13 protein-coding genes are annotated in these 15,423 nt (G+C 75.4%); 5 read left to right on the forward strand and 8 right to left on the reverse strand.

Going from position 1 to position 15,423, the window contains the following annotated elements; genetic code table 11:
• Nucleotides 1-165: 165 nt before the first annotated feature.
• The 6 genes from ACFWTC_RS04045 to ACFWTC_RS04070 form a co-directional block, all read right to left on the reverse strand.
• Complete coding sequence (locus tag ACFWTC_RS04045) at nucleotides 166-666, reverse strand: SRPBCC family protein (protein WP_384026427.1); 501 nt, start codon at nucleotides 664-666, stop codon at nucleotides 166-168.
• 145 nt (nucleotides 667-811) lie between these two features.
• Complete coding sequence (locus ACFWTC_RS04050; protein WP_383915483.1) at nucleotides 812-3,295, reverse strand: right-handed parallel beta-helix repeat-containing protein; 2,484 nt, start codon at nucleotides 3,293-3,295, stop codon at nucleotides 812-814.
• 247 nt (nucleotides 3,296-3,542) lie between these two features.
• The gene (locus tag ACFWTC_RS04055) at nucleotides 3,543-4,142 is read right to left on the reverse strand and encodes a hypothetical protein (RefSeq protein ID WP_384074034.1); all 600 of its coding nucleotides are present in this window, start codon (nucleotides 4,140-4,142) and stop codon (nucleotides 3,543-3,545) included.
• 287 nt (nucleotides 4,143-4,429) lie between these two features.
• A complete protein-coding gene (locus ACFWTC_RS04060; RefSeq protein WP_383915480.1) occupies nucleotides 4,430-5,278 on the reverse strand; it encodes an MOSC domain-containing protein in 849 nt (282 codons plus the stop codon).
• A 55-nt stretch (nucleotides 5,279-5,333) separates the two neighbouring features.
• Entirely contained in the window at nucleotides 5,334-5,849 is a 516-nt protein-coding gene (locus ACFWTC_RS04065) for a DUF6643 family protein (RefSeq protein WP_383915479.1), read from the reverse strand.
• A gap of 246 nt (nucleotides 5,850-6,095) precedes the next feature.
• On the reverse strand, nucleotides 6,096-7,268 hold the full coding sequence (locus ACFWTC_RS04070; RefSeq protein ID WP_383915478.1) for a glycosyltransferase: 1,173 nt from the start codon (nucleotides 7,266-7,268) through the stop codon (nucleotides 6,096-6,098).
• A gap of 337 nt (nucleotides 7,269-7,605) precedes the next feature.
• Between ACFWTC_RS04070 and ACFWTC_RS04075 the strand changes: the two genes are divergently transcribed.
• Nucleotides 7,606-8,412 (forward strand): glutamate racemase, encoded by an 807-nt coding sequence (locus ACFWTC_RS04075; RefSeq protein WP_383915477.1) that lies wholly within the window; start codon nucleotides 7,606-7,608, stop codon nucleotides 8,410-8,412.
• A gap of 217 nt (nucleotides 8,413-8,629) precedes the next feature.
• Here ACFWTC_RS04075 and ACFWTC_RS04080 read toward each other — a convergent pair whose 3' ends face one another.
• On the reverse strand, nucleotides 8,630-9,571 hold the full coding sequence (locus tag ACFWTC_RS04080; RefSeq protein ID WP_384026424.1) for an ADP-ribosylglycohydrolase family protein: 942 nt from the start codon (nucleotides 9,569-9,571) through the stop codon (nucleotides 8,630-8,632).
• Between the two features lie 479 nt (nucleotides 9,572-10,050).
• On the opposite strand from ACFWTC_RS04080, the gene ACFWTC_RS04085 reads away from it, so the two are divergent.
• From ACFWTC_RS04085 to ACFWTC_RS04095, 3 genes are all read left to right on the forward strand, one after another.
• A complete protein-coding gene (locus ACFWTC_RS04085) occupies nucleotides 10,051-10,566 on the forward strand; it encodes a hypothetical protein (protein ID WP_383915475.1) in 516 nt (171 codons plus the stop codon).
• Nucleotides 10,567-10,746: 180 nt separating this feature from the next.
• Complete coding sequence (lnt, locus tag ACFWTC_RS04090) at nucleotides 10,747-12,369, forward strand: apolipoprotein N-acyltransferase (protein WP_384026421.1); 1,623 nt, start codon at nucleotides 10,747-10,749, stop codon at nucleotides 12,367-12,369.
• A gap of 37 nt (nucleotides 12,370-12,406) precedes the next feature.
• Entirely contained in the window at nucleotides 12,407-12,913 is a 507-nt protein-coding gene (locus ACFWTC_RS04095; protein ID WP_383915473.1) for an NUDIX domain-containing protein, read from the forward strand.
• Between the two features lie 81 nt (nucleotides 12,914-12,994).
• On the opposite strand, the gene ACFWTC_RS04100 is transcribed toward ACFWTC_RS04095, so the two are convergent.
• Nucleotides 12,995-13,771 carry a trypsin-like serine peptidase gene (locus ACFWTC_RS04100; protein WP_383915472.1) on the reverse strand — a complete coding sequence of 259 codons (777 nt, stop codon included), beginning with the start codon at nucleotides 13,769-13,771 and terminating at the stop codon, nucleotides 12,995-12,997.
• Between the two features lie 312 nt (nucleotides 13,772-14,083).
• Between ACFWTC_RS04100 and ACFWTC_RS04105 the strand changes: the two genes are divergently transcribed.
• Nucleotides 14,084-15,373: an ATP-binding protein gene (locus tag ACFWTC_RS04105; protein WP_383915471.1), complete on the forward strand. Its 1,290-nt coding sequence runs from the start codon at nucleotides 14,084-14,086 to the stop codon at nucleotides 15,371-15,373.
• Nucleotides 15,374-15,423: the final 50 nt, after the last annotated feature.

Below are 15,423 nucleotides of genomic sequence, written 5' to 3' on the forward strand. Positions count from 1 at the left end.
TGCTGTCGCGAGGGTGTCCAGGTCCGTCTTCACACACTGACATTGGACGCCCTCGTCCTATGTCCGCAGGCCATCCCTTGGACTCACTCATCTAGCACTAGCACGAGCACGGGTACTTGACCCGCACCGGCTCCGGCTACGCCCGCCCCCGGGCCCCGGCCCCCCTTACTGCTCCTGCGGGCCCGCCGTGCGGTGAGCGGCGGCGAGGCGCCCGTCCAGCGCGCGCACGGCCGAACGGAACGAGCGGCCCAGCCCGGGCCGGGCGGCGGCGAGGCCGAGCCGGAACGCGGGCGTGCCGTCCGCGGCGAAGGTCCAGAGGATCCGGGTGCCGGAGCCCGCCGGGGTCAGCCGCCACTCCTCCAGCAGGGCGCGCATCCCGGGGACGTTGGTCTCGTCGACCCGGTAGGCGTACCGCTGCTCGGGGTCGGCGGCCATGATCGTCTCCTGGAACCGGACGCCGCCCATCAGCCTGATCTCCCGCCCGGCGCCGCCGTGCGTGGGCCGGGCCAGTGTGACGGCGCGGAACCAGGCGGGCCAGCCCGTGACGTCCTCCGCGAGCGCCTGGTACACCACGGCGGGTGCCGCCGAGGCTACGGCCGTGAACCTAAGCCGTATCGGGGCGTCCTCGGTGAAGTCCGTCCCCACCGGACGGAGTCGGTGAGTCATGTCGGTACCCCCAGGGTCGGGAACGCGTGTGCGGACGGCGTGTCCGCCACCCTAGCTGGCGGCCCGTCAGATGTCCGCCCCCGGAAGCGCGGTGCCGCAGGCGCAGTGCCCCCCCCGCCGCCCCTCCCCGCTGGCGCCCCGCGCCTCAGTGGGAAGCGGGCAGGGCGGGCAGGGCCGGGAGCGCCGGGAGGTCCGCCGGGAAGAGCAGGGTGAGGTCGTCCGTACTCGGTTCCGCGAGCTGCGCCACCCGGCCCGCGTGCCGCTCGACCATCGATTCGAAGGTCTGGCGAGCGGTACGCCCGTTGCCGAAGGCGGGACCCTTCGGCAACTCCGTGAAGTACGTCAGCAGGGCCCCGGACGTGCCCTCGCCGAGCCGGTACTCGTGCTCCTCGGCCTGCTGCTCCACGATCCGCAGCAGCTCCTGCGGCCCGTAGTCGCCGAACGTGATGGTCCGGGAGAACCGCGAGGCCACCCCCGGGTTCACGGTGAGGAAGCGGTCCATCTCCGCCGTGTACCCGGCGACGATCACCACCACCGCGTCCCGGTGGTCCTCCATCAGCTTCACCAGGGTGTCGATCGCCTCGCGCCCGAAGTCGCGGCCCGAGTCCTCCGGCGCCAGCGCGTACGCCTCGTCGATGAACAGCACCCCGCCGCGCGCCCGGTCGAAGGCCTCCTGCGTACGGATCGCCGTGGACCCGATGTGCTCGCCGACCAGGTCCACCCGGGACACCTCGACGAGGTGGCCGCGCTCCAGCACCCCGAGCGAGGCGAGGATCTCCCCGTACAGCCGGGCGACCGTGGTCTTGCCGGTACCGGGGGAGCCGGTGAAGACCAGGTGCCGGCGGACCGAGGCGGCCTTGAGTCCGGCCAGCTGCCGCCGCCGGCCCACCTCGATCATGTCCGTGAGCGCCCGCACCTCGCGTTTGACGCTGTCCAGGCCGACCAGCCCGTCGAGCTGCCCCAGCACCTCGCCGGAGCCCCGGGCGGCCGGCGGCGGGTCCTCCGCGCCGTCCGCCGGTTCCCCGGGCCGCGGTACGGGCACCTCCGCCGCCGACGGGGACTGCGCCGGGGCGGCGACGCCGCCGGCCGTGACCGTACGGGTCCCCGTCCGCGCCCCGGCGGAGCCGGCACCCGGGCCCGACTGGGCCGCCAGGCGGGGGCCGGGCTCGTCGCTCGTGCAGTCCTCGGCCTCCGGACCGTCCTCGGCGAACTCGTAGCCCCCGCGCGCGCAGCGCTCGGTGTGGCAGCCCTTCAGGGTCGTGCGGCAGCCGTCGATCACGTGGAAGCCGAAGCCGGAGCTGCCCGTCACCCGGCAGGCGGTGAAGGTGCCGCGGCCGCCCGCCGACACGTAGAACCCCGCCTCGGCGGGGGAGGTGACCGTGCACCGCTCCAGGGCCGGGTCGGCCCCCTTGGTCACGATCACCCCCGTCTGCACCGCGTCGATGGTGCAGTTCGCGAGGGTGCCGCCGCTGCCGTGGTCGCGGAACCAGGCTCCGGTCGCGGCCTCCCGGATCCGGCAGTCGTCGAGCTGCGCGGTGGCGCCGTCGCTCACCGAGACGGCCGTGTTGCGGACCTGCGACAGGTCGCTGTCGACCACGTCCACGCGCGAGCCCCGGTCCAGGACGAACAGCGCGTCCGGCACGTCGTGCACCCGGCAGGAGTCGAGGGAGACCGAGGCCCCGTCGCTGATCCACACCGCCGGGTAGTCGCCCGTGCTGTCGTGGATCTCGCAGGACTCGGCGTCGACGCGGGTGCCCGGGTCCCACACCGACAGGCCGTTGCGGCCGAACCTGCGCACCGTGGTGCGGCTCAGGGTGAGGACCGACCGGGAGCGCAGGTCCACCGCGTTCTCCGGGATGTCGTGGATGTCGCAGCCGGCGAGGGTGAGCACCGCGTCCGTGTCGAGGGTGACCCCGTCGGTCGACGTGCGGTGCACCGAGCAGTCCGTGAGCCGGGCCGTGGCCCGGGCGGCGATCTGCACGCCGGTGCCCTTGATCTCGTACACCTCGCAGCCCAGCGCCTCCAGGCCCGAGCCCTCGCCGGTGACCGCGATCCCCGCGCCGGTGGCGTGGTGGATCCGGCAGCGCTCCAGCCGGGGACGGCCGCCGCCGCGGACCGAGACGCCGTTCTGCCCGGCGGCCACGACCTCGCACTCCTCGAACACCCCGCCGCCGCCGTCCAGGACGGCGATGCCGACCCCGGTCGGGTTCTCCACGGTGCAGCGCCGCACCAGCGGGCGCGCCCCGCTGCCGCGCACCTCGATGCCGGCCGCCGAGCGGGTGCTCACGCGCAGGTCGGTCAGCTCGGGGGCGCCGTCCTCGACGAGCAGCGCCGGGGCGGCCCGGTCCTGGCCCTCCAGGTGCAGGTCCTGGATCACGGCGGAGGCGCGCACGGTCAGTGCGACCCCGTCGGGAGGCGCGATCCGCACCGACCCCAGACCGCCCTCGGGACCGCGCAGGGTCACCGCGTGGAGCACCACCAGGTTCTCCCGGTAGGTGCCGGGGGGGATGGACAGCACGTCCCCGTCGCCCGCGACGGCCAGTGCGGCGGCCAGCGTCGGATACTCACCGGATCGGCGCCGCCACCGCGATGCCCCGCCGTGCGTCACCTGGACCGTGCCCTGAGCCATGGTGCTGTCGTGCCCCCGCCCTCGTACTCGCGCTGTCGACGCGGCCGAAGCCACTGAAACCGTCGAAAGCCACCGCGGCCACTGACACCGCGGTCACTGGAACCGTCGAACCTGTCGTACCCGTAGAACATTTCGTACTCGCCGGGGCCGGTCGGGGCGCTGGGAGCGGCCCACCGGGGTGGAGCGGCCGAGGGCGCCCGGACCGGCCGCTCCACCGTAGCGCGCGCGGGGCCGGTGGGGCGCCAGGTCAACTTCCCGCGCCCGCCCGGCCCCAGTCGGGCCAGGCCGCCGCCCACGCCCGGTCCAGTCGTATGTACCGCCGATGCATGAGCCTGCGTACGACCATCCGCCGGACGGTCTCCACCAGCGCGGCCGCGCAGACGGCGGCGGCCAGCCCCGCCGTCCCCGCGTGGAACGCGGCGGCGGAGGGGTCGAGCGGCTGCCCCACCGCCCGGCCGTGCCCGTCGGTCCACATCCGGAACCGGTCGCCGGTCCGCGGCGGTTCCTCCGCGGCGGGCACCGTGCCCTCGTGGCTGCTGCCGTCGGGCCCGGTCCACGCGGCCACGACCTGCGTCCGCCGCGGGGCCGTCCGCTGCGCCGACGGGTCGGCCGAGGCGTCCCCGGCCGGCTCGGGAGCCGGCCGGACCACCACCGCCGGTACGAGGTGGCGCTCCTGCCGCTGCTCGTTCGCGGCCCGTTGAAGGGTCCCGTCCACCCGCGCGCCGACGGCCCAGCCGAGGGCCGGGGCCACCAGCAGGAAACACACCACCGCGCCGAAGGCCACCCACGCCTCGACGAGGTCGGTCGGCCGGCGCAGCGGATTGCGCCGCCAACGCCACACACCCATCGCTGTCCGCACGGTCCGGCTCCCCCTGCTTCCGCCTGCCTGCGCGTCCAAGCCTCCCGCATGCCCCCGGGACCCGCATTCCGGGACGCGCGAGACATGTGTCACCCGATCCGGTGTCGAAGTCCCCACGGGTGCCCACCTGTCCTGACTGATCCAACGGCGCGGCGCGGCAGGTTGGTTCCAACCCCGGCCAGGAGCCCCCCGAAGGTGTCATTCCGGCGGCGGGCCCCCCGGGCGCCGCGTCCGCGGCGCCCGGGTCGCTCCAGGCGCCCGGGTCGCTCCGGTCGTCACTCCCGGGCCCCTCCCTCGTCCCACTCCAGCACGTGTACCTCGTCGCCGACCCGCACCGTGCCCAGCCGCACCGGGACCAGGTGCCTCCCGAACGCCAGGGACTTGCCGATCCGGCGGTGCGCGGCCAGCGTCTTGAGGGGCTCCCTGCCGCGCCGCGCCGTCGCCTGGTCGGTGGTCGTGACGACGCACCGCCCGCACTCGCGGACCCCGCGGAACTCGGCGCCGCCGATCACGATGCGCCGCCAGCCGTCCTCCGACCACGCGCCGGCTCCGGACACCACCACGTTCGGGCGGAACCGGTTCATCGGGAGCGGCCCCTCCGCGGGATGGTCTCCCTGCGCGATCAGCGAGTTGAGCGCGTCCAGCGAGCCGAGGGTGGTGATCAGCAGCGGGTAGGCGTCGGCGAGGCTCACCGTCTCGCCCGGCAGCGCGTAGTCCGGGTCCACGGGCCGGCGCACGGCCGGATCGTCCAGGTGGACCAGGCGCGCCCCCACCCCGAGGTACGCGCTGAACCAGGCCGCGGCGTCCTGCGCCGCGACCACGGTCTCGACCTTCTTCCCGAACACCAGGACCGGCTCCGGCGGACCCGGCGCGGGCACCTCCACGACCAGCTCCGGCATGCCCGGTGCCGACAGCCCGATGCGGCCCCCGTCCAGCGGACGGGCCGCGGCCAGGGCCAGCCGGGGCTGCTGGCGCTGCGTGATGACGGCGCCCCCGGTGTCGACCAGTGCCCAGCGCCGGTCCCCGGACAGACCCCAGGGCTCCACGGCCACCGCGTCGGGAGCGGTCCCCGCTACCGATTTGACGGGGTGGACGTGGAGCGACTGGACGCGCATGTTCGGCATGGGGGCATCCTGCCAGCCCCCGCCTCCTCCGCCCCAGCGGGTTTCGACGGCCCCGTCAGTAGCCCCGTCCCTGGTACGGGCGGCCGTACGGGTCCTCGTACGTGGCCGCGGGCGCCGGAGCCTGCATCGGGCGCGGTGCGGCCGGGCGCATGGCCTCGTAGCCGGTGGACGCGGCGACCGGGCGGGGCTGCTGTTGCTGCGGCTGCGGCTGGGGCACGTACCCGCCGCGGGCTGCCATCGGCTGCTGCTGCGGGATGTACGGGGCGGGCGCCTGCTGTAGCGGCATCGGCTGCGGTGCGGCCTGCTGCTGGTACGGGTAGCCGTACGCGGGTGCGTGCTGCTGCGGTGCGGGCGGCAGGGCGGGCAGGGCCGACGCGAGGGCCGGCAGGTATCCACCGTTCGAGTAACCGGTGGAGTAGCCGGCGCTCGGGGACTCGTAGGCGGCCGGGACGCGGATCGGGGCGATCTGCGGAGTGCCGCGTTCGGCGACGAGGGAGTCGTAGATGGGGGTGTCCGGGAAGGAGGGCGCGGAGTAGTAACCGCCGCCATAAGTGGAGCGGGGGGAGGTCATGGGACCTAAGTTAAGCCCACGACTTCACGTGGTCCATAGCGAGGTTGGGCGAACACCGCTCTGACCTGCATATTCGCAGGTCAGGACCACGGCTGTCACTTGGCGTTCACGTGCACGATTCACCACTTCCGTCCCACCTCGCCCCTACTCGTACCTGCTGGTTGTGCGCTGCACCCATTTCGTGCTGACGCAGCGTCACAATGCCGTGACCTCGGACGATGTTGGGCCGGGCGGCAGTTCGCCGTTTCAGGCGTCGCGGGGACGGGCATAGGTACGTCCCTTCCAGGCGGCGCCGCGGCCCCGGTAGTGCTGGACGGCCGAATCGACGGTCATCAGCAGGTACAGCAGCGCCGTGAACGGAAGCAGGGGCGCGAGCAGGGCCGGCTGGCGGTAGTAGCGCAGCATCGGCAGGTACGTGCCGGCCATCAGCAGCCAGGCCAGCCCTCCGGCCCAGGCGACGGCGGGGCGCCCCGCCGCGAGGCCCCCGAGGAGGGCGGCCGGCGGCACGATGTACACGAGCACCAGGCCCGCCACCGTCCCGGCCAGCAGCGCGGGCTGGTGGCGGAGTTGGGCGTACGCGCTGCGCGAGACCATCCGCCACAGGTCCGCGAGCGCCGGGTAAGGGCGCACGCTGTCCACCCGCTCCGCCAGCCCCAGCCAGATGCGGCCGCCGGAGCGCTGGACGGCGCGCGCCAGGGAGACGTCGTCGATCACGGCCTGCCGGATCGAGTCGGGCACGCCCGCCCGGACGGCCGCCTCGGTGCGCAGCAGGACGCAGCCGCCGGCCGCGGCCGCGGTACGGGCGCCGGGACGGTTGATCCGGCGGAAGGGGTACAGCTGGGCGAAGAAGTACACGAACGCCGGCACGACGAGCCGCTCCCACGGGCTCGCGACCCGCAGGCGGGCCATCTGGGAGACGAGGTCCAGGTCGGCGGAGGTCGCGGCGGCGACCAGCTCGCGGAGGCTGTCGGGCTCGTGCGCGATGTCCGCGTCGGTGAGGAGCAGGTACTCGGGCGCGGGAGCGGTACGGGCGATGGCCATGCCGTGGCGCAGCGCCCACAGCTTCCCCGTCCACCCCGGGGCCGGGTCGCCGGGGGAGGCCACCGTGAGGGGCAGCCCGGGCTGTTCGGCGGCCAGGCGGCGGGCGAGGTCGGCGGTGCCGTCCGTACTGCCGTCGTCGACCAGGATGACCTCGGCGTCGCCGGGATAGTCCTGCGCGAGGAGCGAGGGCAAACTCCGGGGCAGCACCCCGGCCTCGTCCCGGGCCGGGACCACGATCGCGACGGACGGCCAGCGGGCGGGGGCGGAGCGCGGGGGGAGGCGGACGTCGGTGCGCCAGAACATGCCCTGGGCCAGGGTGAGCCAGAGCCAGGCGGCGAGGGAGGCGTAGGCCGCGCAGGCGGCGGTGAGGAGGCCCATCCCGGCAGTGTGCCGCTCCCCGACGGCCGTGTCCCGCACCCGGCGGCGCCCCGACCCGGCGCGTCTCCCGAGGGGGCCGGCGGCGCGGGGTCCGGCGCCCGTCCGCGTCGGGGTGGCGTGCGCGGGCCCGGGGGCCGGGGCCGGGCGGTGGAGCGGCCTCGTCGCCGGTGCCGGGCTCCGGGCGAACCTCCGCAGCGGGGGCTCCGGGGCGGAGGCCCCGCGGTGGTACGGGGCGCCTCCCGCGGTCCGGGGCCGCGCGCCCTGCGCGGCTCCGGCGGGTGGGTCCGCCGCCGTGGTCGGAGGCCGGTCCTGCGGGGGCTTCGACTAAGGTGACGGGGTGAAGATCGCGCTCATGGACTCCGGAATCGGCCTCCTCGCGGCGGCCGCGGCGGTACGGCGGCTGCGGCCGGACGCGGATCTCGTGCTGTCCTCCGACCCCGACGGGATGCCGTGGGGCCCGCGGACCCCCGAGGACCTCACCGGGCGGGCCCTCGACGTGGCGCGGGCCGCCGCCGCCCACCGGCCCGCCGCGCTCATCGTGGCCTGCAACACCGCCTCCGTGCACGCCCTCCCCGCCCTGCGGGCCGCGCTGGAACCCGCGATCCCCGTCATCGGGACCGTCCCCGCGATCAAGCCCGCCGCGGCCGCCGGCCGGGGGCGGGTGGCGATCTGGGCCACCCCCGCCACCACCGGCAGCCCGTACCAGCGCGAGCTGATCCGTGCGTTCGCCGCCGGGGCGCGGGTGACCGAGGTGCCCTGTCCCGGCCTCGCCGACGCCGTGGAAGCGGCCGACGGCGCCGCCGTGACGGCCGCCGTCGCCGCCGCCGCCGAACTCACCCCGGCCGACGTCACCGACGTGGTGCTCGGCTGCACCCACTACGAGCTGGTGGAGACCGCCATCCGGGTCGCCCTCGCCGCCCGCACCGGCGGCGCCGACCTCGTCTTCCACGGGTCCGCCGAGCCGGTGGCCGTCCAGGCGCTGCGCCGCATCGGCGCCCGTCCCGAGCCCGCGCTGGCCGCGACCGGCGGCCTGACCGTGCTGCGCAGCGGCCGCCCCGGATCCCTGCCGGCCGCCGCCCTCGGGTACGCGGAGGGACGGCTCCTCGCGGGCCGGGAAGCACGCGGCCCCGCCGCCGTCCGCTGACCTCGCCGCGCTGACGTCCTACAGCCCGGGGCCCGTCGCTCCGCGGTGGCCGGACGCGTGCGCCCGTCGCGTGAGCGGCGGGTGCGCGACGGCCCGGTAGGGGGCGTTTCAGTGCCCGCCGGGGTCGGTCCGACATCGCCAACTGGAGCACGCTGTGCGGAGCCCTGTGCTTCTCGGTCGGCGGTGTGCTCCAGGCCTTCGAGCGGCCGTAGGGGCCCTACCCGTCTCCCGCGCCGGCCGCCGCCAGCCGCCGGGCCAGTTCGCGGAGGTCCTCGGCGCGCAGGACCCGGCCCCCGAAGCCCGGCAGGGGAACGTGCAGCGGGTCCGTCCAGTGCCGCGGGATCGCCGCCGCCCCGTACCGGGCCCCGGCCAGGGTGCCCGTCACCGCGGCCACCGTGTCGGTGTCGCCGCCCAGGTCCACGGCGGCCCGCACCGCCTCCGCGAAGCCGGTGGTCGTCCGCAGCGCCCACACCGCCGAGCCCAGGCAGGGCCACACCGCCCCGTTGAACTCGGTGGCGAGGCCCGGGTGCCAGTCGGCGGCGAGCACCCGCTCGTACCGCTCGCGCGCGCTCGGGCGCACCAGGCCGAGCGTCGCCGGGAGGGCGGCCAGCGGGTCGGCACCGTCGAGGGCGACCCGTACGAGCTCATGCAGGACGGCCGTGCCCTCCCACGCCGCCCGGTCGCCGTGCGTCAGTGCCGCGATCCGCCGGGCGGCGTCCATGGTGGCCTCCCGCCCGGCCGCGGCGAAGTACACCGCCGAGGTCGACGCCCGCATCAGTGAACCGTTGCCCGCCGCCCGGGCGTTGAGCTGGAAGTGCAGTGCGGCGGCGAGGTCCCAGGGCTCGCCGTTGGTCAGCACGTCCTCGGTCTGGAGGCCGATGTCCTTCGGGCCTCCGGCCGCCCAGCGCTGGAACCGGCGGAAGACGTCCGGGAGTTCGAGGCCGCCGTGCTCCAGCAGCGATTCGCCGACCAGGACCGCCATCTGCGTGTCGTCGGTGGCCTCGCCCGGATCCCAGCCGCCGCCCCCGCGCATCTCCTCGCCGCGCGCGGTCAACTGCCCCTCGGGGCCGAACTCGTACGGTGCGCCGAGCGCGTCGCCCGCCGCCGAACCCACTACGGCTCCCACCACCCGGTCGATCCGGTCGTCCTGCTCGCTCACGGAGCCTCCCGCTTCGTACGGCGGCCCGCGGGCCGGGGGCCAAGCCTTCCAGATCCTGCGGCCCCGCCGACCCCTACGCTCCCACTGCCCCGGTGAGGCGGCGGGCCGGGCGAGCGCGTCCGGTACGCACACGTGCAGCGCGACCGAGGTCCCGCCCAGCGCAGCGGGGGAGGCGGAAGGGGCCGCTCCAGCCGGACGTCCTCCACGGCACCGAAGGCTCGCGCGAGAGGCGCGTAAGGGCGCGTAAAGGCGCGTAGAGGAGAAGGTGGCGGGTAGGTCGGCCGCCTGACGTGCGGCGCCACCGCGTTGCGGTACCGCGCCGGAACGATCCGCACTGCGTCCTCGCACATCATGGCAGGACCCTGGAACCTCACGTTCGGTTCGGGTCGAGGGCGGGCCGGTGCAGGTGCGGGGCCTCGGGGGGACCGGCTGGGCGAGAGGCAGTGGCGCGCATGCGGAAGGTGAGTACGCTGCTACACATGACGGGTCACCCACCGGGTCCGCTCTGGACGGGCCGGGCCTCCAACCGCGCACAGTGGCTGCTCGCCGCGACCGGCGCCGCCTGCCTGGCTCTCGGCATCGAGCTGGCCGTGGACAACTCCTGGTCGGCCGGCATCGTGCCGCTGCTCATGTCCGTGGTCGGCTGCCTCGCCGTCGGTCTGCTCATCCTCTACGGCACCCTCGCCTTCGTGCACGTCGCCGTCACCGTCGACTCCGAAGCCCTGGAAGTGCGCTGCGGCCATATCGGACTGCCGCGCCGCAAGATCCGGCTCGCCGAGGTCGCCTCCGCCGAGTTCGTCCCCCGCATCACCCCGCAGCAGTGGGGCGGCTGGGGCTACCGGTGGCGGCCCGAGAAAGGCACCGCGGTCATCGTTCGCCGCGGCGAGGGGCTGGAGCTGCGGCTCGGCGACGGAAAGCTGTTCACGGTCACCGTGGACGACGCCGAGAACGCGGTCCGGGTCATCCGCACCCACCTCCGGTCCCTCGCCCGCTGAACCGCGCACCGCCGGCCGACGCCCGGTCCGCCGCCGCTGCCGGGTTCACCCCCGCAGCGGCCCGCCGTCCCGCTCCCGCCACCCGCGGGAGCCCGCCCCGCGCGGCCGACCGGCTCCTCCGCGGCGCCTGCCCGCCGGCCTTTACGGGCGGTCGGCCCCCGGGGCCGTACACTCCGCCAGATGAGCACCAGTGTCACCCGCGCGGCCGGAAGCGAGCCCGCGCAGCCCGCCGGCCGGACCGCAGCGGGCACCGGAACCGAAGCCGCCGCTTTCCCCGGAAAGGGGAGCCGGAAGGAGTTCTGGGCGCGTGCCGGGCTCGCGGCGCTCGCCGGCGTGCTGCTGTACCTGAGCTTCCCGCCCCGCCCCCTGTGGTGGCTGGCCCCCCTCGCCCTCGCCCTGCTGGCCGGCTCCCTCCACGGTCGCCGCGCGCGCGCCGGCTTCGGCCTCGGGTTCTTCGCCGGCCTCGGGTACCTGCTGCCGCTCCTCAGCTGGACCGGCGAGGAGGTCGGCCCCGTCCCCTGGCTGGCGCTCACGGCCCTCGAAGCCGCCTTCATCGGTCTCACCTGCCTCGGGATCGCCCTCGTCAGCCGGCTTCCCGCCTGGCCGTTCTTCGCCGCCGCCGTCTGGGTCGCCGGGGAGGCACTGCGGGCCCGCGCCCCCTTCGGTGGTTTCCCCTGGGGCAAGCTCGCCTTCGGGCAGGCCGACGGCGTCTTCACCCCGCTCGCCGCGCTCGGTGGCACCCCGCTGCTCTCCTTCGGCGTGGCCCTGTGCGGATTCGGCCTCTACGAGGTCCTGCGCGCCGCCCGCAGCCACCCCCGCCGGGCCACCGCCGCGCTGGCCGCCCTCGCCGTCGCCCTGCCGGTCGGTGCGAGCCTCGCCGCCCGCCCGCTCGTCTCCGACGCGGCCGAGGACGGCACCGTCGTCGCCGCCCTCATCCAGGGCAACGTGCCGCGCCTCGGCCTCGACTTCAACTCCCAGCGCCGCCAGGTCCTCGACAACCACGCCGCGCGCACCGTCCAGCTCGCCGAGGACGTCAAGGCCGGCCGCGTGCCCAAGCCCGACTTCGTCGTCTGGCCGGAGAACTCCTCCGACCTCGACCCCTACGCCGAGCCCGACGCCCGCGCCGTCATCGACCGGGCGGTCAAGGCGATCGGCGTGCCCGTGGCCATCGGCGCCGTCGTTGCCCCCGAGACCGGCCCGCTGCGCAACACGATGATCCTGTGGGACCCGGCCAAGGGCCCGACCGAGACCTACGACAAACGCAAGATCCAGCCCTTCGGCGAGCGCATCCCGATGCGTTCCTTCGTCCGGCTCTTCAGCTCCGATGTGGACCGGGTCCGCCGCGACTTCGGCCCCGGCAAGGAGCCCGGCGTCTTCGACATGGCGGGCAGCGGGGTCGGCATGGTGACGTGCTTCGAGGCCGCCTTCGACGACGCCGTCCGCTCCACGGTCCGGGCCGGGGCCCAGGTCATCACCGTACCCAGCAACAACGCCACGTTCGGCCGGAGCCAGATGACCTACCAGCAGCTGGCCATGGACCGGGTCCGCGCCGTCGAGCACAGCCGGACCGTGCTCGTCCCCGTCACCAGCGGCGTCAGCGCGGTGATCCGCCCCGACGGCAGCGTCGTCTCGGAGACGAAGATGTTCACCGCGGACGCGCTCGTCGCCGAGATCCCGCTGCGCTCCACCCGCACCCCGGCCACCGTCGTCGGACCGCTGCCGGAGTACGCGCTGCTCGTCCTCGCCGCGGCCGGCCTCGGCTGGACCGCGACACTCCGGTTCCGCGCCCGCCGCGCCGCCTGAAACGGGAGCCGTCGGTCCCGGCTCGTAGGGTCGGGGGATGACCACACCCGATTTCATCCGCGCGATCCGCGCCACCGCCGGCCACCAGCTGCTCCTGCTGCCCGGGGTGACGGCGATCGTCCTCGACGACCGGGGCCGGGTGCTGCTCGGCCGGCGCAGCGACACCGGGCGGTGGTCCGTGGTCGGCGGGATCTCCGAGCCGGGGGAGCAGCCGGCCGAGACCGCCGTGCGCGAGGTGTTCGAGGAGACGGCGGTGACGTGTGTGCCGGAGCGGGTGGTCCTCGTGCAGATGCTCGCGCCGGTCACCTACCCCAACGGCGACGTCTGCCAGTTCCAGGACATCACCTTCCGTTGCCGGGCGACCGGCGGGCAGGCCCGCGCCAACGACAGCGAGTCGCTGGAGGTCGCCTGGTTCGAGGTGGACGCGCTGCCGCCGCTGGAGCAGTTCTCCCTCGACCGGATCCACCGGGCGCTGCGGGACGAGCCGACCTGGTTCGAGCCGTTCGTCCCCGCGCCGCAGGAGCGGCCCGCCGGCGGTGCCTGAGGGCCGTACGGAGTACGTACGAGCGCCCGGCCGGCGTACGGGCCCGGGCCGGCGTACGGAGCGCGGCGTCCGGCGGGGGCGTCAGCCCGCGGCCGCCGCCGCGCGGTACAGCGCCGTGGCCCCGTCGCCCAGCACCGCGCTGTAGGAGACCTCCGGAACCGTGCCGCCGCCCTCGTATCCGCCCAGGACCCCGGCCAGCGCGCCGTTGACCAGCCAGGGGCTGCCGCTGGTGCCGCCGCTGAGGTCCGGGCAGCCGATCCGGCGCTGGGTCGGCGAGATCAGGTCGGTGGTGTTGGCGCAGCGCAGCGGGGCGTCCAGCGCGCGCGGGTAGCCGACGACCTCCACCGTGGCCTCCCCGGACTGGTCGCCCGCCACCGGGAACCCGCCCACCAGGTCCTCCACCGGCCCGGACTGCCCGGCGTCCACCGGAGCCACCGTGGCGAAGGCGATGTCCGCGTCCGGGTCCTGGCCGTCCGTCCAGCCCCGGGCGACCTGCACGCCGGTGATCCGCCAGAGGCCGTACGGGGCGATGCCGTCCCGGTAGCCCGGCGCGAAGAAGGTGCTGTCCGGGTCGCCCAGGCAGTGCGCGGCGGTCGCTATCACATCGCCGTCGTCGCTGCGGACCACCGCGGCGGTGCAGAAGTGCCCTCCGTCGAGACCGTCCGTGAACAGGGCGCCCACCCGGTTCGCCGTGGCGTCGGGGACGGCCCGCGCCGTGACGCCGAGCGGCCGGTCGGGGGCGGCGTCCGGCAGGGCCACGCCGAGCAGCGCGGTCAGCGCGGCCAGCACGAGCACGATCCGGGACGCCTGCCGGGCGCGGGCGCGGGCCCGTCCGGCCGCACGGGGATGGGAACGCATGCGCGGGATCATGTTCCGACCCTGCCCGGCGAACCTTTGTCCGGAGCCCGTAGTTCCGTATGAATCTGCTGTGAATCGCGTGAACCGGATGTGAAACCGGGTCATAGCAGCGCAGAGCGGCGGCAGGCGGTGGGGGAGTCGTCGGATGCGATGAACGCGCCGGGTGCTCCGAGGATCCGTTTCGGCGGAAAGCACGAGTCTATGGACGACACGGACGGTTTGCGGACCTGCTGTTGTGCACCGCGGAGCGTGAGCGGCGGGCCCGCCCGCCCCTAGCCTCACCGCAGGAGCACGAACGAGGGGCGGTACCCGGTGAACTGGCTCATCCACGACTACCGCGAGAGCGATCTCGCCGCAGTGGTCCACCTGATCGACACCACGGCCGAACTCGGCCAGGAGTCCGTCTTCTCCCTCGCCGAGTGCATCGGCGCCCTCACCGACCGGCAGCCGTGCGTGGTCGCCGTCCACCAGGGCGTCCCGATCGGCGCGGCCCTCGCCTGCGTCACCGGTGAGCGGGCCTGGGTGATGCGCATCGCGATCGCCGCCGGCTGGCGCGGCCGCGGCCTGGCCAGCGCGCTGCTCGTCGAGCTGGAGCGGCGGCTCATCGCCGCCCGCGTCGGGAGGATCGCGTACGTCCTGCCCGAGGAGGACCTGCTCGGCGAGGGTCTGCTCAACGCCGGATACACCCGGCAGCCCGCCGTGGCGTACTTCGAGAAGACCGAGCCGCTCCACGGACCCGCGGCAGGCCTCCTGGACGACCTCGGCGGCCGCTTCCTCCCCAACGACCTGTGGACCGGGGTCGCCGGGATGGAGAAGGAGAAGGACCTCATCGAGCGGCGCGTGGTCCTGCCGCTCGCCGAGCCGGAGCGGGCCGCCTCGCACGGGGTGCGGGCGCCGCGCGCCATCGCCCTCTTCGGGCCGCCCGGTACCGGCAAGACCACCTTCGCCCGGGCGATCGCCTCGCGGCTGGGCTGGCCGTTCGTCGAACTGCTGCCGTCCCGCCTCGCCGACGAGGGCAACCTGGCGGCCGCGCTGCGCGACGCCTTCGCGCGGATCGCCGAGCTGGAACGGGTGCTCGTCTTCATCGACGAGGTCGAGGAGATCGCGCCCCGGCGCACCGAGCCCGCGCAGCCCGGCGGCATCCACGGGGTGACGAACGAGCTGCTGAAGCTGATACCGCGGTTCCGCGAGGGTGACGAGCGGCTGCTGGTCTGCGCCACCAACTCGGTCCGCTCCCTGGACCCGGCCTTCCTGCGGCCCGGGCGCTTCGACTACCTGATCCCGATCGGCACCCCCGACGCCGTCGCCCGGGCCGCGATCTGGTCCCGGTACACGGCGGGGCGCGCCGACGTCGACGTGGCGGCCCTGGTGGCGGCGACCGAGCTGTTCACCCCGGCCGACATCGAGCACGCGGCGCGGATCGCGGCGCAGGTGTCCTTCGAACGGGACCTGGAGGCGGTGGGCGCGCGCGGCGCGGCGGCCGCGCAGCTCGGCGCGACCACCGGCGACTACCTGGAGGCGGTCCGGCAGTGCCGGCCCACGGTGACCCCGGCGATGACGGGGGAGTTCGAGGCGGACATCACGGCGCACGCCCGGTTCTGACCCCGCGCGGGGTTCAGTGCTCCGTCCCCCGGTTGCGGCGGGGGACGGCA

Origin of the sequence: Streptomyces sp. NPDC058619 (assembly GCF_042717785.1) — a bacterium.
Taxonomy (GTDB): domain Bacteria; phylum Actinomycetota; class Actinomycetes; order Streptomycetales; family Streptomycetaceae; genus Streptomyces.